Source organism: Sphaerospermopsis sp. FACHB-1094, from assembly GCF_014696195.1.
GTDB classification, from domain to species: Bacteria; Cyanobacteriota; Cyanobacteriia; order Cyanobacteriales; family Nostocaceae; genus Sphaerospermopsis; species Sphaerospermopsis kisseleviana.
The window spans coordinates 25,405-42,348 of record NZ_JACJPT010000019.1; the positions used below are offsets into that span (position 1 = coordinate 25,405).

Annotated in this window: 19 protein-coding genes; 8 read left to right on the forward strand and 11 right to left on the reverse strand. The window is 35.0% G+C overall.

Annotated features, from left to right (window positions below; all coding sequences use genetic code 11):
* The first annotated feature begins 176 nt into the window (after nt 1-176).
* Complete coding sequence (locus tag H6F47_RS08535) at nt 177-3,320, forward strand: Hsp70 family protein (RefSeq protein ID WP_190648594.1); 3,144 nt, start codon at nt 177-179, stop codon at nt 3,318-3,320.
* A gap of 101 nt (nt 3,321-3,421) precedes the next feature.
* On the opposite strand, the gene H6F47_RS08540 is transcribed toward H6F47_RS08535, so the two are convergent.
* A complete protein-coding gene (locus H6F47_RS08540; RefSeq protein WP_190347639.1) occupies nt 3,422-4,252 on the reverse strand; it encodes a 3'-5' exonuclease in 831 nt (276 codons plus the stop codon).
* Nucleotides 4,253-4,569: 317 nt separating this feature from the next.
* Between H6F47_RS08540 and H6F47_RS08545 the strand changes: the two genes are divergently transcribed.
* Complete coding sequence (locus tag H6F47_RS08545) at nt 4,570-4,878, forward strand: hypothetical protein (protein WP_096568114.1); 309 nt, start codon at nt 4,570-4,572, stop codon at nt 4,876-4,878.
* Between the two features lie 113 nt (nt 4,879-4,991).
* Here the strand turns inward: H6F47_RS08545 and H6F47_RS08550 are convergent, their stop codons facing one another.
* From H6F47_RS08550 to H6F47_RS27840, 3 genes are all read right to left on the reverse strand, one after another.
* The gene (locus H6F47_RS08550; RefSeq protein ID WP_190347638.1) at nt 4,992-5,270 is read right to left on the reverse strand and encodes a DUF3226 domain-containing protein; all 279 of its coding nucleotides are present in this window, start codon (nt 5,268-5,270) and stop codon (nt 4,992-4,994) included.
* A gap of 2 nt (nt 5,271-5,272) precedes the next feature.
* The gene (locus H6F47_RS08555) at nt 5,273-6,436 is read right to left on the reverse strand and encodes an AAA family ATPase (protein ID WP_190648597.1); all 1,164 of its coding nucleotides are present in this window, start codon (nt 6,434-6,436) and stop codon (nt 5,273-5,275) included.
* Between the two features lie 118 nt (nt 6,437-6,554).
* Nucleotides 6,555-6,686 (reverse strand): DUF433 domain-containing protein, encoded by a 132-nt coding sequence (locus H6F47_RS27840; RefSeq protein WP_242027360.1) that lies wholly within the window; start codon nt 6,684-6,686, stop codon nt 6,555-6,557.
* A gap of 219 nt (nt 6,687-6,905) precedes the next feature.
* Between H6F47_RS27840 and H6F47_RS08565 the strand changes: the two genes are divergently transcribed.
* Together H6F47_RS08565 and H6F47_RS08570 are read left to right on the forward strand one after the other, a co-directional pair.
* Nucleotides 6,906-7,010: a type II toxin-antitoxin system HicB family antitoxin gene (locus H6F47_RS08565; protein ID WP_242027361.1), complete on the forward strand. Its 105-nt coding sequence runs from the start codon at nt 6,906-6,908 to the stop codon at nt 7,008-7,010.
* 72 nt (nt 7,011-7,082) lie between these two features.
* Complete coding sequence (locus H6F47_RS08570) at nt 7,083-7,280, forward strand: DUF2281 domain-containing protein (protein WP_137668276.1); 198 nt, start codon at nt 7,083-7,085, stop codon at nt 7,278-7,280.
* A 22-nt stretch (nt 7,281-7,302) separates the two neighbouring features.
* On the opposite strand, the gene H6F47_RS08575 is transcribed toward H6F47_RS08570, so the two are convergent.
* Genes H6F47_RS08575 through alaS form a run of 4 tightly spaced genes read right to left on the reverse strand, consistent with a single transcriptional unit; the run spans nt 7,303 to nt 12,283 of the window.
* Nucleotides 7,303-8,064, reverse strand: coding sequence for a hypothetical protein (locus H6F47_RS08575; RefSeq protein ID WP_137668277.1), 762 nt, complete (start codon nt 8,062-8,064; stop codon nt 7,303-7,305).
* A 7-nt stretch (nt 8,065-8,071) separates the two neighbouring features.
* Nucleotides 8,072-8,440: a rubredoxin gene (locus H6F47_RS08580; protein ID WP_137668278.1), complete on the reverse strand. Its 369-nt coding sequence runs from the start codon at nt 8,438-8,440 to the stop codon at nt 8,072-8,074.
* A 10-nt stretch (nt 8,441-8,450) separates the two neighbouring features.
* On the reverse strand, nt 8,451-9,599 hold the full coding sequence (locus tag H6F47_RS08585; protein WP_236104100.1) for a hypothetical protein: 1,149 nt from the start codon (nt 9,597-9,599) through the stop codon (nt 8,451-8,453).
* Between the two features lie 41 nt (nt 9,600-9,640).
* Nucleotides 9,641-12,283, reverse strand: a complete 2,643-nt coding sequence (gene alaS, locus H6F47_RS08590; RefSeq protein ID WP_190648601.1) for an alanine--tRNA ligase — start codon at nt 12,281-12,283, stop codon at nt 9,641-9,643.
* 187 nt (nt 12,284-12,470) lie between these two features.
* On the opposite strand from alaS, the gene H6F47_RS08595 reads away from it, so the two are divergent.
* The 3 genes from H6F47_RS08595 to H6F47_RS08605 are packed head-to-tail and all read left to right on the forward strand — an operon-like array spanning nt 12,471 to nt 13,120.
* Nucleotides 12,471-12,695 carry a type II toxin-antitoxin system HicA family toxin gene (locus H6F47_RS08595; protein WP_190648604.1) on the forward strand — a complete coding sequence of 75 codons (225 nt, stop codon included), beginning with the start codon at nt 12,471-12,473 and terminating at the stop codon, nt 12,693-12,695.
* Entirely contained in the window at nt 12,692-12,919 is a 228-nt protein-coding gene (locus tag H6F47_RS08600) for a type II toxin-antitoxin system HicB family antitoxin (RefSeq protein ID WP_137668281.1), read from the forward strand. The genes H6F47_RS08595 and H6F47_RS08600 overlap by 4 nt, the downstream gene beginning before the upstream one ends.
* A gap of 3 nt (nt 12,920-12,922) precedes the next feature.
* A complete protein-coding gene (locus H6F47_RS08605; RefSeq protein ID WP_190648607.1) occupies nt 12,923-13,120 on the forward strand; it encodes a hypothetical protein in 198 nt (65 codons plus the stop codon).
* An 87-nt stretch (nt 13,121-13,207) separates the two neighbouring features.
* Here the strand turns inward: H6F47_RS08605 and H6F47_RS08610 are convergent, their stop codons facing one another.
* From H6F47_RS08610 to cbiE, 3 genes are all read right to left on the reverse strand, one after another.
* Nucleotides 13,208-14,002, reverse strand: coding sequence for a Uma2 family endonuclease (locus H6F47_RS08610; protein WP_190347633.1), 795 nt, complete (start codon nt 14,000-14,002; stop codon nt 13,208-13,210).
* Nucleotides 14,003-14,045: 43 nt separating this feature from the next.
* Complete coding sequence (locus H6F47_RS08615) at nt 14,046-14,726, reverse strand: ATP-dependent Zn protease (RefSeq protein WP_190648610.1); 681 nt, start codon at nt 14,724-14,726, stop codon at nt 14,046-14,048.
* A gap of 90 nt (nt 14,727-14,816) precedes the next feature.
* Entirely contained in the window at nt 14,817-16,028 is a 1,212-nt protein-coding gene (gene cbiE / locus H6F47_RS08620) for a precorrin-6y C5,15-methyltransferase (decarboxylating) subunit CbiE (protein ID WP_187040044.1), read from the reverse strand.
* A gap of 450 nt (nt 16,029-16,478) precedes the next feature.
* Between cbiE and cynS the strand changes: the two genes are divergently transcribed.
* Nucleotides 16,479-16,919, forward strand: a complete 441-nt coding sequence (cynS, locus tag H6F47_RS08625; RefSeq protein ID WP_015214273.1) for a cyanase — start codon at nt 16,479-16,481, stop codon at nt 16,917-16,919.
* The last annotated feature ends 25 nt before the right edge of the window (nt 16,920-16,944 follow it).

Here is a 16,944-nt window from a genome sequence, read left to right on the forward strand (position 1 = left end):
TCTGTCCGAATGCTTCGCCCCTACTGTCAACGTTCTAGTCGGTTTTAACCGACTTTAGCTATCAGACAGGGAATTTATTTCCTGGCTTGCTTCCATAACATATAATTCTGGAACTTCTGGAACATATACAGATTTTCAATCACCAAATTACCCATAAATACAAGGGAGAAAAAAAGATGTCTAATGTAGCTATCTTACTTGATCTTGATAATATTAAACCCGAACTGCAAGAAATAGAAGATATTTGTAGACAGTATGGCAATATCAAAGAACGGCGGGCATTTTCCAATACCCCAGCGTTACGAGCCGTCTATGGTAGTAGATTACGTGCTTTAGAATACCGCTTTGAATTAACTCCAGGAGTTGATATTGTTCGTCAAGAAGTTGATAATTTAATTTTCCGTACTGCGGAAGAATTAATTAATAATTCTCTTTTAAATATTAAAATCATTGCTGTAGTTAGCAATGATAATGACTATGCAAATTTATTTGCATCTTTGAAAAAAAAGGGAATTAAAACTGTAGCTATTGGTAATAACCAGATTGGAAATAGACTGCGAGAAACCGCAGACTATATTGAATTTCTGACTAATGTCCTAAAACCTACCTATTTGGGTATTGATTTAGGAACTACTAATACAGTGATAGCACAGGCAAAGCAAGCACTAATACAAAAATTAGCAGTCAATGCTATTGGTGTTTCTGTGAGAGGTGAAAATGGTGCATTACAACAAACACAATTGATTCCTTCTTCTGTGCGGTTTTCTAAATTAGATAATTCAGAAATTGGTAAGCACGTCCGTAGTCAATACTATGCTTTTAGAGATCAAACAATTTTGGCTTGGAAACATGATATTGGTACTCTCAAAGATGGTAAACCTTTTGAATATGAATTGACTATTGGTAAAATTAAACCAGAACAAGCAGCCAGCGAAGTTTTAAAATTTTGTCGTAAGAAGTTACTTGACTTTCAAGTTGATCTGGGGGGTGGTGTAGTAATTACTCATCCTGCATCTTATGAACCTGATGCGATCAAAGCCACAAGAGAAGCGGCTAAATTAGCTGGTTGGAAAGAAGATGATATTGTCTTATTACCAGAACCAAAAGCAGCTTTATATGATTTTCTTCACGGATTGCTAAATGGAGATATTTTTGCTGATTTAGATACCAGTCGCCCTTTAAATATTCTTGTCTATGACTTAGGAGGAGGAACATTAGATACTTCCTTACATAAAGTGGAATGGAATAGTCAGATTTCTCAGTTTTTAATTGATGATATTGCTATTGGATCTCGCACCAGAGTTGGTGGTGATCAGGTTGATGAAAGAATTGTGGATTATTTATTTGCTAAAAATAGCAAAATTCAGAAATTATCTGCACCTGATCAGAAAAAACTCTGGCATGAATTAAGAATTTATGCCGAGAAATTTAAGCAAGTTTGGGGGGCAGAATATCTTTCTTATCCAGATAAAGAAGAGTTTAGCTTGCCATTTGATTATATTGCTTTAGATGGTAATTTTTCTATATTCTATAAGATCAACTATCGGCAGATGCAAGAGGCATTGAAAGACCTTTTGTGTTTAGATATTAAACCTGAGCTAATTGAAAAATTAGATCCAAAAACAGCTTTTGATGAATCTCCATTTACAGATCGGCGTGATACTTTTGTTGTTCCTGTTTTGGATGTGCTATTAAAAGCGAAAGATCGGTTAGGAAGTTTACCAAAAGTAGATGCTATTTTGCTCAATGGGGGGATGACTTATTTTCCCTTAATTCGGGAACGTTTAGAAAGACTTTTACCAGGAACTCTGATTTTATCACAAGGAAATCCAGATTTAGCTGTTGCTCGTGGTGCGTCACTTTACGCTTCTGGGACAATCAAAGGTGAAAATATTAATCCTACAAGTATTTGGCTGGAAGTACAAGATCCCAATAGTCAAGAATCAAAACTGGAATTATTAATTCCTCATGGTCAAAAATATCCTTATCATGCAAATTTAAGTGGATTTCGTTTACCAGAGGAAACAGGTTTGATTGAATTTAAAGTTTGGGTAGGTGAAGGTTCAAAACCAAACCAAAATACAACTTTACAACGCAGACGCTACGTTAATACCGATGAAATTAGGGCTGCTAATATTCAACCTGGAGATTATTTAAATCTGGAAGTTGAATATACATTTGATGAGCAATTGTTACTAACATTGGTACATCGTGATCGTCCAGATTGTCGGTTTAAATTAGTAGTTGCGGATGAAATAGAAAGTATAGACACAGAAAAATCTACTCCCACAGAGGGAAATGATAAACCTGTTATAGGTATAGATATCCCCAAGATTCTCCGCGCACGTATTGGTATTGAGATAGATCCTAGTATTCAGGTACAATTTACTCAATGGGGTAGAGTGTCATTAAGCCTTTCTCAAAATCCAGGTGGGAATGTTTATGATCAAATAAATGACCTAGAAAAGCAAACTCTTAAAGCTGCAAATCGTCTATCAATTGTTCAAAGTTTGTTGCAATGGTTGGAAATAGGAAATAATAATACTGACTTACAAAAAACAAGGCAAACATTGGCAGTCAGGGCTTTATCTAATATTATTCAAGCTCTACCTTCTGATGCTAACTTTGAAAGTAGAGAGTTGGAGCAAAAATATCATAGTTGGATTTTGCGAAAATTTGAGTCTGGGTTATCTCAATTTCTATCTAATGATGAACTATATTCAGCGATCGCCCACACTCCTGGTAAACTTTTGTGGTCAGATTTTGGCGAGTTAATTTACCAACAATTCTCAGAAATATCAAACCAAGCCCGCGCTGTTTATTTACTTAACTCTTTTGGCATTTGTGCTGAACCTTCTAGCAGAAATATCATTAGATTACAGTCTATTATCCAAGCTAATCAACATTTAGCGTTACGTCAAAAAGCTTTTTGGGCTTTAGCGAGAATTATCAGTCTTGGTCAACCCAAGGAATGGCGAGCTACAATACATGATGTGGAAAAAGTAGCATATTTTGTTTTAGATCAGCTAAAAAATCGCATCACTGAACCACAAGTTGCTATTGATGCTTTAGTTTGTTTGAGTCAATGTTTGTTGTGGCATCTTAAAGGACATTTATTACATGAGAGAATTGTCAATGATATTTCATCACTAGGAAAAATTTATCTACCTTGTAAAAGTAAGATGATAGATTTTCCCCAAATTGGAAAGAACTTTCATAAATATTTGGTTCTGATAGAGAAAATGACGAATATCGAAACAGTTACGGAGGAAGATGGACCGGAAATAAAACGTTTTTTAGAATTGGTAAATAAAACATAATCTCAATAAAGTTTGCTTTTTATACCCCCGAATATCTTGGGAAAAAGGGACTAAATTTCTCAAAGTCACTATTTTCCCAGGGTATAAATAAAGGTATTCCCTCAAGAGATATGTTTCCTATTGTCTGAATTATGCATCGCTTTCCAAGCTCTTTTCAAAACTTTCTTAGTAGATAGTGAAAAATCTCCTTTGTTTATCATCCAGTCATAATAACCGGGATCTTTGAAAAAAACTTCTAACAAACTTTGACCTTTATATTTACCAAAGTTAAACAAAATAGCTTGCTTCTGTTCATCATAAATCAATTTATTACTAGGATCTAAAAAATTAAATGTAGTCAACTGACTTAAAACTTTAATATCATTAGTAATTGGTACAGGAACAGGAGAACCATCATTACTATATTCTACATTTTCATAACGTTCAATTTGTGCTTTAAAAACTTGATAGGTAGCACAAATATCAATTGCTGCATTATGCGCTCCCTCTAAATCTTGACCACAATAAAACCTATAAGCTGCTCTTAAATTGCGTCGTTCCATGATGTGAAAGATAGTTTGCACATCTACTAAATTTCTCCCTGATAATTTTAAACAAAGTCCTGCACGTAAAAATTCTTCTACCAGCAGAGGAATATCAAATTTATTGGAATTAAAACCAGCTAAGTCACTATCATCAAGAAAATTTAAATAGTCAACAGCAATTTCTGAAAATGTCGGTGCATCTTTTACATCTTCATCATAAATTCCATGTACTAATGAAACAGTAGGAGGAATAGGAATTGTGGGATTAATTATCTGGTTTTTCAGTTCTTCCCTTCCATCGGGAAATACTTTGAGGATAGCAATTTGTACAATTCTATCTTTGATTATATCTACTCCTGTGGTTTCTAAATCAATAAACGCCAGTGGTTTTAATAAGTTAAGTTTCATAAGGATTTGGGATTATATAGAATTGATGTGTAATAATTGGTGTTTAACTTGACAAATAGATTATACGCAATTTGCACTTCCACTAGAACGTCGATTCAGTAATGCTAGGTAATCTGTTTTTACCTTGTAGGGGCGAAGCATTCGGGTGATAACCTATCGCTGAAACCAGTTCATATTCTGTCTGAATGCTTCGCCCTTACGGTTATTCGCCCTTACGATTAATGAATCGGTGTTCTAGGAAACTAATTAGAAAATAATTATATCACATTCCGTTATAATCAAGATCATACTTTACCAGGTTGTGAAGTTTTAAAAATATGAGTAATGAAGATAAAGCAAGGATGGATAAAATGGAAAATCAGCTTATTGATATGCGATTAGCGGTAAGTGCTTTATTGGAAACTGCTACTCATCATCAGCGTAATTTTGATACGATTCAGCGTAATTTTGAAACTATGCAGCGTAACTTTGATACTTTGGTCTTGGAAATTAGAGATATGCGTTCTGATATGATGCAGATGCAGTCTGAGATTAGAGAAATACAGATGGATGTGCGGGGTTTGCAAACTGAAAATCGGCGGATTCTTGATATTTTGCAAAATCGTCCTCCTGAACAGGAATCTTAATTTTTAGTGAATTTTAAATTAGTGAATTTTAAATTAGTGAATTTTAAATTAGTGACTTTTAAATATGTATTTTTAGATCCCTGACTCCTTTAAAAAGTTGGGGATATTTTTAATCACAAATCATATAACTCTTTAAACCAATTGATAAACCCCTGCACTTTAGGATTGTTGGGATTTAAAATATTATACTTTATAGCTTGATGTATTTGTCTCCCTGGTTCTATGAGATCAGAAGTAATATTTTCATAACCTCCACATTCTTGAATTGATATAATTGCTTCTTCTTTCTTATTACCCCAGAAAATCCCATTTTTTTCAATTAATTCTGGTATCACTCGTAAATCATCTTGACCTTCAACTAATAATTTTTTAGGTTTATCATTTTTTGCCATTGCTAACGTACCTCCAATTCTCTTTCCGCAGCAATGACCATTTGAGATTCATTGAAAACTATACTTTTTGATTTATCTTTCTCAATTCTATGAATCCTAATACCATCATCAGTGACATTTTCTTGTTCTGCAATTTCAGCTAAACTTTTCCAACAATCACTATTATGGGTAGTTGCAAAAACCTGGACATTTAATTTTTTCGCTGTATCCCAAATCATTTTCCACATACCGGACATTGTAGTAAAATGAAGTCCGGTATCTATTTCATCTACAAATAAATAACCATCTTTAGCTGATACTATAGATAATGCAAGTCCTAATATTCGCCACACACCATCACCCATACTTCCAATTGGTACACGCTGTTTTTTATCACTAAGACGGACAAAAAAACCAGTATGTGAGTCAGCAACCGCAGGACGTAATCTCGCTATCTTATTAGTTTTTTGGACATTTGCTGTAGCAATACGTTCAATTTTTGGATCAATTATTTTCAATGCTTCTGTTGCTAGTTCTTCTTCAGGAGTTAATACAACTTCCTCAAATAATTCTTTCATATTTGTAGTATTTAGAGAGGAAGCATTGACAAATATTGTCTTATTCAATTGATTTTTTTTGTCTCGGCTAGAACGTTTAATCAGTCTCAAGGATAAGCAATTATTATCTAACAGAGGCATATTTACAATTTCTTTAGCTTCATTTTCTCTATTCCAAATTACTCGGAAGTTTAGGCTTTTGAAATTACTTGATAATTCTTCAATAAGTTCTCTTTTTTTTTCTTCGTCTAACTCTTCTAACTCCTCTAAATCAGCATCAATATGTAACTTTATACTTCCTATATTGACAGAAAACTCTTCTTTAACATCGTCGTTAATTCCTGAAATAGAAAATTGACTATCAATATCAAATTGATGGTCATAAAATAAATGACAGACATCAAGTTCACGCTCTTCTCTTGGATCATCACTCCAAAAATACTCACCACGGTTAATCATTATTTCACCGAGTGGTTCAAGATTAGTTCGTGAACATAAAAGCTGAATAGCTTCTAATATAGACGTTTTACCGCTATTGTTTTCACCCACTAGCAGATTAATTCTACCTAGTTGTTGAAGTTCAAAAGATTTAAAGCAGCGAAAGTTCTCTATTTTTATACTTTTGAGCATAGTTTTTAATATGAAGATAATAGAGAAATAATGACTAAGTTGATTATATATCAAATCCCTGACTTATTAAATAAGTTGACCATATAAATGGAAAGTTTAGTGAAAGTTCTATATCATTTTATTGATCCCGCAAAGCCGCATAGAACAATGCTTCATAAATATCGGCTTCTTCCAAGTAGGGATAAGCTTTGATAATGTCATTTAAACTGTGCCCAGATGCCATTAAACCAACGATAGTACCAACGGTCATGCACATTCCTCGGATGCAGGGTTTAAGCTGTTGTGCATTTAATTTGTATAAGTGGAACAGGCATCTTGCCTGTTAAACAAGAGTTCAGAATATTAGGATTATACAATTTAGCTGTGTAACAGCTTACCACCCATTACTTCAGGGTTACGGGTAATTCTTGTAAGTTTTTGCATGGTTGATTAGATTGGTAAATTTTCTAATAAAGTTATAATTATGATTATGATTAAAGAAGCTATAGAATTGTATTTGGAAGTATTGAAAGAAGATGGAAAACTTATACCAGAACCTTCTACAATTTTTGGTAAAGTTGCAGTGAATATATAAGTCTAATTACTTTATACTTACTGCTGAATTTGATATGATATTTATTGATAGTTAGGAAAAGGTAAAAATCCAATGACAATTAGAGAACAAATTACGCAGGAGTTAGAAAGACTACCTGAACCTGTGTTACAAGAGGTTTTAGATTTTGTGCAGTTTTTAAAAACTAAACAACAACAAAAAGAGATGTTAAAAATTACGATTATGAGTGAATTTTCGCTGGCACAAGATTGGTTAAAACCAGAGGAAGATGCAGCATGGCAGAATTTATAAAAGGTGATGTTTTAAAATATTTTTAACTATTAGATTCATAAATACTTTGTAAATGTGGCGGTAAATCTATGTCCTGATAATTATCAACTGGAGCAGTCGAAAGACCACTTAATTCAGATAAATCTCTTATTTTTCTAGTTAATACTTCAATCAAAGAACCATTTTTAGTTAATTCAAGTAAATCCTCTTTTTCTAAAACAACTATTATCTTATTGGTTTTAGCATGAAAAACTACTTGTGTAAGTCTACAATCACTAGCTTTCCTCTGACGTGAATCACCTCTTTTTGGAAAGCCTGAAGCTCCATTTAATGTAACAAAAATTCCCAACCCAGCACCTCTTAAATGATGTTCCATTATGCTACATAGTCGAGCAAATTGTTTATGAGGTAAAGGTTCTCTTGTAGCTTTTGCTTCAACTACTATGTCTCTCTGTTCCCATTCAAGATATAAAGTCTTGCATACTCCTTTCCAAGCAATATCATCACCACTGACTAATAAATCATATTGAGGTCCAGCAGATTGAAAACTTTTAATACTTTGTACACCTTTTAGACCTTTAAATAATAAAAGTACAATTTGTTCGAGAAGTTTACCTGCTTCCTGTGTTTGCGAGCGTGTGGGGTTTTCTAATTCTGTATATATTTTAAGTTTGTCTAAAAATTCAGGTAGTTTATCATCTGCTTTATATAAATAAGAAGCTAATTTATTTAATGCTGGATTTCCTGATTCTAGAGAATCCATAGCATTAATTATTAATTCCACAAGCTCATCTTGACTTGGCATAATTCAATTAAACAATTTCAGGTGTTTGTTTGGATTTTGCCATCAGATCAAAAGATAGCTCATCATAACTTTCTACAGTGTTTTCACAATGAGGACAAGTCCACGGTAAATCAGGAAATCCAGTACCGTAAGGAATTGCATCTACTGGGATATCTGGATCACAATTATGATATATGAGAAGTTTCATGTCACAAATCCCTCTAGCTTCAAGGTCTGCTAAGATGGCAAGAGCTTCAGAGTATTCTATACCTAACTGCACAGCAAGTTGATGCGGCATTACATCACTGGTTGATGCCGTCATAAAATGCTTACTTAGTTCAGCCTTCTGATTTTCAGATAAGATGTCCACAGGACTCTTGTGGATGAAGCTAGTCATGGCTTTAGCCTTAAAATCCAAGCTCTTTTAGCAGAAATTCAAGAACAGAGGTACTACTACCATAGCATTTTAGATGTAGAAAAGAGTCTTGGGTTTTGGAATTTGGTTTAAGTCCAAAATAGCAGTGTGTTTTAATGAGAGGTTTTCTTGTAACTTTTTTTAATGTTTCTGCCTCTAGTTCGCTTGGTGTTAGTTCTCTATCCAACTCAAATTCATAGGATTTAGTACCCCACTCTTTAATCAAGGTTAACAAAATTGCATCTTCAGCATTACTCATTTTTTCAGGATCACCTACCAAACCCAGTTTTTGTAAAACCGAATTAGCTAGTCTTTCTGACAAAGCTTGTAATCCTCTCACATCAATCTCTGAAACTCCAGCACTGCGAGCATTTATGGCCAATCCTGATGCTTCTGCCCTAATGCGTAAGTGTTTCCATTTATAAGCAATGCCATCTATTGATTTATTAAGATATTTATCCCACATATCATGGAGAACAAGTTTATGAAGATTAGGAAGTTTCCAGTCTGCTTGACAATGATTAGCTAATTCATCAATAAATTCAGGAATATAATGCCAAAATGGAAATTGAATAGCTTCTATACGTTCACTAATTGTTGAACTCAAACTAAATCCATTCCAAAATAAAGCTACATAATCTTTTGCTACTTCTGCAATAACAGACCAACGAATATCACGTTTATCTGCTCGATTACTTGAATCATCAATTTTATGAGTTCGGATATACCATTTTTTATGGGGTTGATTTGCTTCCTGAATTGGTCCGTACCAACCATCATCCCCAAACTCTTTTAAAAATAATGCAGCAGGTTTTAGATTTGGTGTAAGAACATGAGTACCCAATTTCAAGCTCAACCATGTTTTTCGCTGTTTCACATATTCCAGTAATATTGTTTCTGGAGTAACCTTACCTTGTTCAAGTGCATTGGCTATCTCGGCTGCTAATTCAGCTTTTTTGAGCCGACTAGAACCTAATAAAATAGGTTGGAGGCTTTGAAGAGTAAATTCAGGACTTAACAGAAATTGCTCACAAAATTCTCTACCTGGAGCATACCCATTATCAACAAAAGCGTCAATAGTCATAAAATATTGGTCAAGATGTTGCGTTGATGCACTAGAAAGAATGTAATAAAACAGCATAACAAAAATTTGGGTAGGCAATATACCTACCCCATAAAATCCTATTTCAACCCTGCTAATAAATCATTTTTCGCAGTTTCCAAAGCTTGCGGTAACTTACTTGCATCCCTTCCCCCAGCTTGCGCGAGATTGGGTTTTCCACCACCACCACCACCGCAAATTTTCGCTACAGCACCTACAAATTTTCCTGCTTGGATTCCTTTTTTATTCACTTCCGAACTAAAAGCAGCAACGATACTTACTTTTCCCTCTTCAGGAATAGAACCTAAAACCACAGCACCATTACCAATTTTTTGCAGTAATCTTTCTGCAGCAGCTTTTAATGATTCTGCATCTACATCTTCCAGTTGAGAAACAATTATTTGATGTTCTCCTACGGTTTCCGCAGTTTGCAATAAACTGTCAGATTTCACTATTGCAAGTTGTGATTTTAGGGTTTGAATTGTTTTTTCACTGTTGCGAAGTTCGGTTTGTAAAGTTGTGATTCTGTCGGGTATTTCTTCCGGTTTAATTTTAAAGCGAAAACACAAATCTTTAGTTACTTGATCTCGCACGTTCAAATAATCTAAAACCGATGCACCAGAAACCGCTTCTATTCTTCTCACTCCTGAAGAAACTCCCGCTTCAGAAATAATTTTGAAAACGCCAATTTCCGCAGTATTATTAACGTGAGTTCCCCCACATAATTCCATGGAAACACCGGGGAAATCAATTACTCGTACTTCCTCACCGTATTTTTCACCAAACATTGCCACTGCACCTCTAGCTTTTGCTTCTGCTAAAGGTAATACTTCAATTTTAGCAGCATGGGCTTCAGAAATCCAAGTATTTACTAATTCTTCAACTTGTTGAACTTCATCCGCAGTTAAAGCGCGAGGACAGTTAAAATCAAACCGCAAGCTATCAAAAGAAACTAAAGATCCTGCTTGGGAAATTCCTTCATCAACAACTTTCTTTAATGCTGCTTGTAATAAGTGGGTTGCTGTATGGTTAGCTTGAGATCGACGACGACAAAAAGTATCAATTTGGGCGGTAATTTGATCACCGATTCTAATTGTACCTCGTTCTATTTTACCAAAGTGAACAAAGAAATCAGATTCTTTTTTCACATCTTCAATTCTGATTAAAATTCCATCACCGGAAATATATCCTTTATCTCCAATTTGTCCCCCTGATTCCGCATAAAATGGGGTTTTATCCAGGACAATTTGTACTTCTGTACCTGCTTCTGCTTCTTCTTGGGAAATACCAGCAACTAACAAAACTTCTATTTTTGCGGTTGCTGCTGATTGATTATATCCTAAAAATTCGGTAGAGTGGATATGTTCTGCTAGTTTATCCAAAGAACCTTGTACAGTTAAATCAATGGTTTCATGTGCTGCTTTTGCACGTTCTATCTGTTTCTGCATTTCTGCTTTGAAACCATCAACATCAACTGTTAAATTCTGTTCTTCAGCAATTTCTTGAGTTAGTTCTAAGGGGAATCCGTAGGTATCATATAAGGTAAATGCACTTTCTCCGCTAAGGTCAGTTAAACCTTTTTGTTTTACCTCTTGGATGATTTCTGCTAACAGCTTCTCACCTCTTTCTAAGGTTTTCAAGAAATTAGCTTCTTCTCTGGCTAATTCTGCTTTAATAGCTGCTTCCCTTTGGCGCAAATTGGGGTAAACTGATTCAGAAAGAGAAATTGCAGTTTCTGCAACTTGGTTAATAAATTCCCCAGAAATTCCGATTAATCTACCATGTCTAACCACGCGACGAATGAGACGACGTAAAATGTAACCTCTACCAACATTAGAAGCACGAATTTGATCAGCAATCATGTGAACTACGGAACGAACATGATCACCAATTACTTTTAAAGAAACTTTGGTTTTTTCATCACTTTGATGATAGTCAATTTTAGCAATATTCGCCGCAGTTTCAATAATCGGGAAAATCAAATCTGTTTCATAATTATTAGGAACTTTTTGGAGAATTTGCGCCATTCTCTCTAAACCCATTCCGGTGTCAATGTTCTTATTTTGTAATGGGGTGAGGTTTCCTTCTGCGTCCCGATTATATTGCATAAATACCAAGTTATAAAACTCGATAAATCGGGTATCATCTTCTAAATCAATGTGATCATCTCCCTTTTCTGGGTGAAAATCATAATAAATTTCTGAACAAGGACCGCAGGGACCGGTGGGACCAGAAACCCAGAAGTTATCATCTTCTCCCATGCGTTTAATGCGTTTTTCTGGAACTCCAATTTTATCCTTCCAGATGTTAAATGCTTCGTCGTCTTCTTCAAATACACTAACTACTAAACGTTCAGGAGGTAAACCAAAAACTTGTGTGGAAATTTCCCAACCCCAGGCGATCGCTTGTTCTTTAAAATAATCACCAAAGCTAAAATTACCCAACATCTCAAAAAATGTATGGTGGCGTTTTGTCCGTCCCACATTTTCGATATCATTGGTACGGATACACTTTTGAGAAGTGGTAGCGCGTTTAAATTCCGGTGTGCGCTGTCCTAAAAATATGGGTTTAAATGGTAGCATCCCCGCTATAGTTAGCAGTACGGTGGGATCTTCCGGTACGAGGGATGCACTGGGGAGGGGTTGGTGTTCCCGTTGGGTGTAGAAGTCGAGGAATAAAGCGCGAATATCGTTACCGCTAAGATACTGGGGAGTTGAAGACATGAGTGTTTACGAAATCAATTTTAATTAGTTGGTCAGTTCTGCAAAAAGCATCATTACTATTTATTAGTTATGCCATAAAATTAGAGCTATGGTTAGCTTTCACCATCTTTTGTATAGAGTGTTCTATTGCTCCTTGGTATCAAATTAACATCCATTGAGATACCTTGATAATATTTATGTTCAAAAAATGCCTAAAAAAATCAGAGAATTAAAAAGTCTACTTAAAAAAGCTGGGTTTATTTACCGTTCAGCAAAAGGAAGTCATACTGGTTGGTATCATCCTTTATTACCAGAAGATCCTATTACTATTTCTGGAAAAGATGGAGATGATGCTAAACTGTATATAGAAAAAGAAGTTAAAGAAAAATTAGCGAAATTAAAATCAATTCAAAAAGAGGAGTCAGAACAATGAATTTACCCTATACTATCATTATTCACTGGAGTAATGAAGATCAATGTTATTTAGTTCATTTACCTGAATTTCCTACTCAAAAATATCATACTCATGGTAACACTTATGAAGAAGCTGTGAAAAATGCTCAGGAAGTAATAGAAATGTTGGTCTCTGAATATCAAGAAGATGGAAAACCTTTACCTATTGCTAAATCTTTAGAACAATTAATTAATGTGGCTTAATTTATGCAATTAGAAAAACTTTCTTCTATTGATGCAGCTATCATTTTAGAACATTTACCAGAAAGAATTAGAACTGCTTTAATTAACCATGCAACAGAAATTGAATATCCAGTTGAAGCTGTTTTAGAAATGGCTATAGCCGGTTTTTTGGATACAGAAGCTTTAGGTTTTGCAGACTGTAAACCAGGACGCGGACAATAAAAATCGTGATATCCAAGATCCCCGACTTCTTAATTTAATCATCTCAATAAATTATGATTTCTTGGTAGAAGTCGGGGATCTGAATTTTTAATCTATATCAGGTTCAACACCTAAAGCACGTAATTGGGCAATTAATCTTTCTGTTTTTTGTCTCTCCTGTTCTGCTCTTTGTCTTTCTTGATCTGCGCGTTGTCTTTCAAATTCTGTGGGAGTTAATACCCAATTACCATCTTTATCATACCACCGCAACCAAGGCATATTGACATTTTTATAACTACCTTCCCAAACTCCCAAACCTAATTCTATGCTGGGGATCCAAAAACGATTATCAGTTAAGGTTGCTTCGGTATAGCGATTCTCTTTCAGAGACACTTCGTGAACGCCATTTAATTGAAACATCCTAAATTCAGATTGATAACGATCAAAAATGGCGTAATAAGGTACTCTTAAAATCTGCTCGTAAATTTCCCATTTACCAGGTGGTTTTTCCACATCTCGCAGTGTTTGACCTAAATCTTCTTTTTCTGTTCCTGGTGATAGTAATTCTACCACAATATAAGGATTAACTCCTTCTTGCCAAACTACATAACTTAATCTTAAATCTTTTTGATCACCATATAAATATGGTACACCCAAAACCGCAAACCAATCAGGACGTTTATAACACAATGGATGACGAGAATCATAATACAGATTCATTTCACTAGCTGTAAATATTTCCTCCATATTATAATTACCAGGAGTAAAAGTTTCTGATAATAATTGTGGTTGTAATAAATGAAATTGATCTGGCAAACCTTTCTCCTCTGGATCTTCGCTGGGTAGATCATACATTGTGGGTAATGTTTCTTTGGGGGAAAGTGGCGGATCTGTTTGATACATTTTTCCCTGTCCTCAATAGATAGTTTCTATTTCTATATTTCTATTATGTCGCAATTTCACCAATTACCTTTTTGCATTCTTCAACAGCAACCCCTTTTCTCATTGCTTCCACTAAACTTTGATAACTATCCCAATTTTCCTGAATCAAATTTTTAGCTTGCAATAAATGAAATCTTTGTTTCTGTTCAAAAATTCTCTCCTCAAAACCCAAAGCTGTTAAAAATTGATTTAACTTAGCTTTATCATCTCCACCACCTTCAGCAGACTTAAAAACTAACATTTCCGCAGCAATTCCCGCCATCCAAATATTACAATATCTTTCTACCATTGAAACGCCAATTTTGCCCCGTTCCAACTGTTGAGCAATTTCATTATCTTCTAATATTATTCCCCCTTGTCCCGGTTGTCCAATTTTCCAAGCTTCCCACGCACTGAGAGTATAACCAGTAACGCTAATTCCTAATAAATGGGCAACTAAAAAATGTCCTGCTTCATGATGTAGAATGCGTTCTTTATAAGTAGGAGAAAATCGCGCCAACCAATCTAAAACTATCGTTCCTCCTTTTCCTTGAAAACTGAAATTATCTAAAGTCGCAATACCTAAAAATCCAATTATAGTTAAAGCGGGGATAGTTGGGGAAAGATTGATTAATGGACCTAATAAAGTAGAAAGCGTCATCAGGAAAACAGAGATAGCAATAAGATTGATAGCGGTTTGATTCATGGTAGGTTTTTGTTAAAAAAATTGTGTTAAAGTGATATTACAAAGAGTATAATAATAAAATTATATCACATATATCACATATATCACATTTTATTTATATCCTACCCACTGCGTGACTTGAGCCATCCCTTTCCAACCTAAAAATTTACCAATAGGTTCTGCACGTTGAATAGATATCCTGGTAAAATTTCCCCCTACTTTTTCATACCATTCAAATAAGGTTTTTTCCCCTTCCAAAGTCACAACATTAGCTACCATTCTTCCCCCTCTTTTTAAAGCATCCCAACATATATCAAATAATCCTGGTGCTGTAACTCCCCCACCGATAAATATAGCATCAGGTGTGGGTAAATTTTGGATAACTTCTGGTGATTTTCCAGCAATAATTTGTAAATTGGGTGTACCTAAAGCAGCAGCATTATCAGCAATATAATTTAGTCTATTCTGATTTTGTTCAATAGCGATCGCCCCACATCTAATATTACTTCGCATCCATTCTATAGAAATAGAACCACAACCCGCCCCAATATCCCAAAGTAATTCACCGGGTAAAGGTGCTAATGTTGATAATGTCACCGCCCTTACTTCTCGTTTTGTTAATTGTCCATCATGGTGAAAAGCACTATCAGGTAAACCGGGAAATCTTGATAAACCAGTTATTCCTAAATCTGCAATACATTCCACGGCAATTGTATTTAAAGATGCGATATCTTGATGATTCCAATTATTGACAAATCCTGTTAAAATCCGTTCATTAACACTACCCATTCTTTCTAAAACTGTGATTTTACTATTCCCATAACCCCGGTTTTTTAAGATTTCAGCAACAGTTTCCGGTGTGTTTTTACCTGCACTTAAAATTAAGAATTTAGCACCAGGATAAATATAAGATTGCAAGAGAGAAACAGGACGACCGCATAAACTTAAAGTTTCTGTTTCTGTAAAGTTCCAACCTAACCGAGAACAAGCTAAACTAAAAGCGGAAGGTGAGGGAATAATAGTAAGTTCATCAATAGGAATATGTTTAATAATAGTAGCACCCACACCATAACACATTGGATCGCCACTAGCTAAAATACAAATTGATTTGCCTGTATCACGTAGGTTGATAATTTCTTGAATAGAATTATTAAAAGGAGATTTCCAAGTAATTTTTTCCCTATTATCTTCAGGTGGTAACATTGCTAAATGACGTTCCCCACCGATGATAATTTGAGCTTGGTTAAGAATAGAAAGAGCGATCGCACTTAATCCCTGAATTCCATCTTCACCGATGCCGATAATTGATAACCACTTTTGCATAATTCGTCATTATTAATAGTATTCTGTCAAGATAATTTAGATGCGTTTCCCCTGAAGTGCCAAGATTGCTAACCCAAAAAACAAAAATTCGTTTGACCACCTAACCAAAATTTTGCTCAAAAAAAATATTACTAGAAACTTATTCTTTATAATCACATATTTTGAATTTCATTTAATCAATACTCCAGAGACTTTTTTTATGCTTCGAGTATGCCTTCACCTGAAGAGCCTTAATCGACAGCACCACTGGCATCATGTCATACCAGCGAGTATGAATCAGGGGTATGGCAACGATTCAAGAAAAATTCCGCCATATTGCTTGAAACACTTATCCAGAGGTAATTGTAGTGATTCCAGAAGTCCTCTTATTTAACATCTAAAACTTTGCCTAGTTTACGTTATCATGGTAAGATTTCTTCGTGCAAAATTATTTACTTTTAAATTTACCAGATGTCTATTCCTGAAATTACGCAAACTTTATTAGAGGCAAAGAAAGAGAAAGGTTTAAGCTTTGCTGATTTAGAAAAAATTCTGGGACTGGATGAAGTATACATTGCGGCTATATTCTACCGTCAAGCTAGTGCATCACCTGAAGAAGCTAAGTTATTAGTAGAAGCATTGGATTTAGCCCCCATCTATATCCAAGAATTGACCAAATATCCAGTCAAGGGATTGGGGCCTGTTGTCCCAACAGACCCACTGATTTACCGCTTCTATGAAATTATGCAGGTCTATGGCTTCCCGATCAAGGAAGTAATTCAAGAAAAGTTTGGTGATGGGATTATGAGTGCAATTGACTTTACCTTAGATGTGGAAAAAGAGGTAGACCCCAAAGGCGATCGCGTTAAAATTACCATGTCTGGTAAATTCCTACCGTACAAAAAGTGGTAGAGATTTACTTGACGCTCCCCGCCTT

What these genes read in the sequence shown, in the direction of transcription:
- cynS (WP_015214273.1), top strand. Translation starts at nt 16,479, where the DNA reads ATGTCTATTCCTGAAATTACGCAAACTTTATTAGAGGCAAAGAAAGAG.
- H6F47_RS08555 (WP_190648597.1), bottom strand. Translation starts at nt 6,436, where the DNA reads ATGCTCAAAAGTATAAAAATAGAGAACTTTCGCTGCTTTAAATCTTTT.
- H6F47_RS08570 (WP_137668276.1), top strand. Translation starts at nt 7,083, where the DNA reads ATGACAATTAGAGAACAAATTACGCAGGAGTTAGAAAGACTACCTGAA.
- H6F47_RS08615 (WP_190648610.1), bottom strand. Translation starts at nt 14,726, where the DNA reads ATGAATCAAACCGCTATCAATCTTATTGCTATCTCTGTTTTCCTGATG.
- H6F47_RS08545 (WP_096568114.1), top strand. Translation starts at nt 4,570, where the DNA reads ATGAGTAATGAAGATAAAGCAAGGATGGATAAAATGGAAAATCAGCTT.
- H6F47_RS08535 (WP_190648594.1), top strand. Translation starts at nt 177, where the DNA reads ATGTCTAATGTAGCTATCTTACTTGATCTTGATAATATTAAACCCGAA.
- H6F47_RS08540 (WP_190347639.1), bottom strand. Translation starts at nt 4,252, where the DNA reads ATGAAACTTAACTTATTAAAACCACTGGCGTTTATTGATTTAGAAACC.
- H6F47_RS08595 (WP_190648604.1), top strand. Translation starts at nt 12,471, where the DNA reads ATGCCTAAAAAAATCAGAGAATTAAAAAGTCTACTTAAAAAAGCTGGG.
- H6F47_RS08575 (WP_137668277.1), bottom strand. Translation starts at nt 8,064, where the DNA reads ATGCCAAGTCAAGATGAGCTTGTGGAATTAATAATTAATGCTATGGAT.
- H6F47_RS08585 (WP_236104100.1), bottom strand. Translation starts at nt 9,599, where the DNA reads ATGCTGTTTTATTACATTCTTTCTAGTGCATCAACGCAACATCTTGAC.
- H6F47_RS08550 (WP_190347638.1), bottom strand. Translation starts at nt 5,270, where the DNA reads ATGGCAAAAAATGATAAACCTAAAAAATTATTAGTTGAAGGTCAAGAT.
- H6F47_RS08610 (WP_190347633.1), bottom strand. Translation starts at nt 14,002, where the DNA reads ATGTATCAAACAGATCCGCCACTTTCCCCCAAAGAAACATTACCCACA.
- H6F47_RS27840 (WP_242027360.1), bottom strand. Translation starts at nt 6,686, where the DNA reads ATGACCGTTGGTACTATCGTTGGTTTAATGGCATCTGGGCACAGTTTA.
- H6F47_RS08600 (WP_137668281.1), top strand. Translation starts at nt 12,692, where the DNA reads ATGAATTTACCCTATACTATCATTATTCACTGGAGTAATGAAGATCAA.
- H6F47_RS08565 (WP_242027361.1), top strand. Translation starts at nt 6,906, where the DNA reads ATGATTAAAGAAGCTATAGAATTGTATTTGGAAGTATTGAAAGAAGAT.
- H6F47_RS08580 (WP_137668278.1), bottom strand. Translation starts at nt 8,440, where the DNA reads ATGACTAGCTTCATCCACAAGAGTCCTGTGGACATCTTATCTGAAAAT.
- alaS (WP_190648601.1), bottom strand. Translation starts at nt 12,283, where the DNA reads ATGTCTTCAACTCCCCAGTATCTTAGCGGTAACGATATTCGCGCTTTA.
- H6F47_RS08605 (WP_190648607.1), top strand. Translation starts at nt 12,923, where the DNA reads ATGCAATTAGAAAAACTTTCTTCTATTGATGCAGCTATCATTTTAGAA.
- cbiE (WP_187040044.1), bottom strand. Translation starts at nt 16,028, where the DNA reads ATGCAAAAGTGGTTATCAATTATCGGCATCGGTGAAGATGGAATTCAG.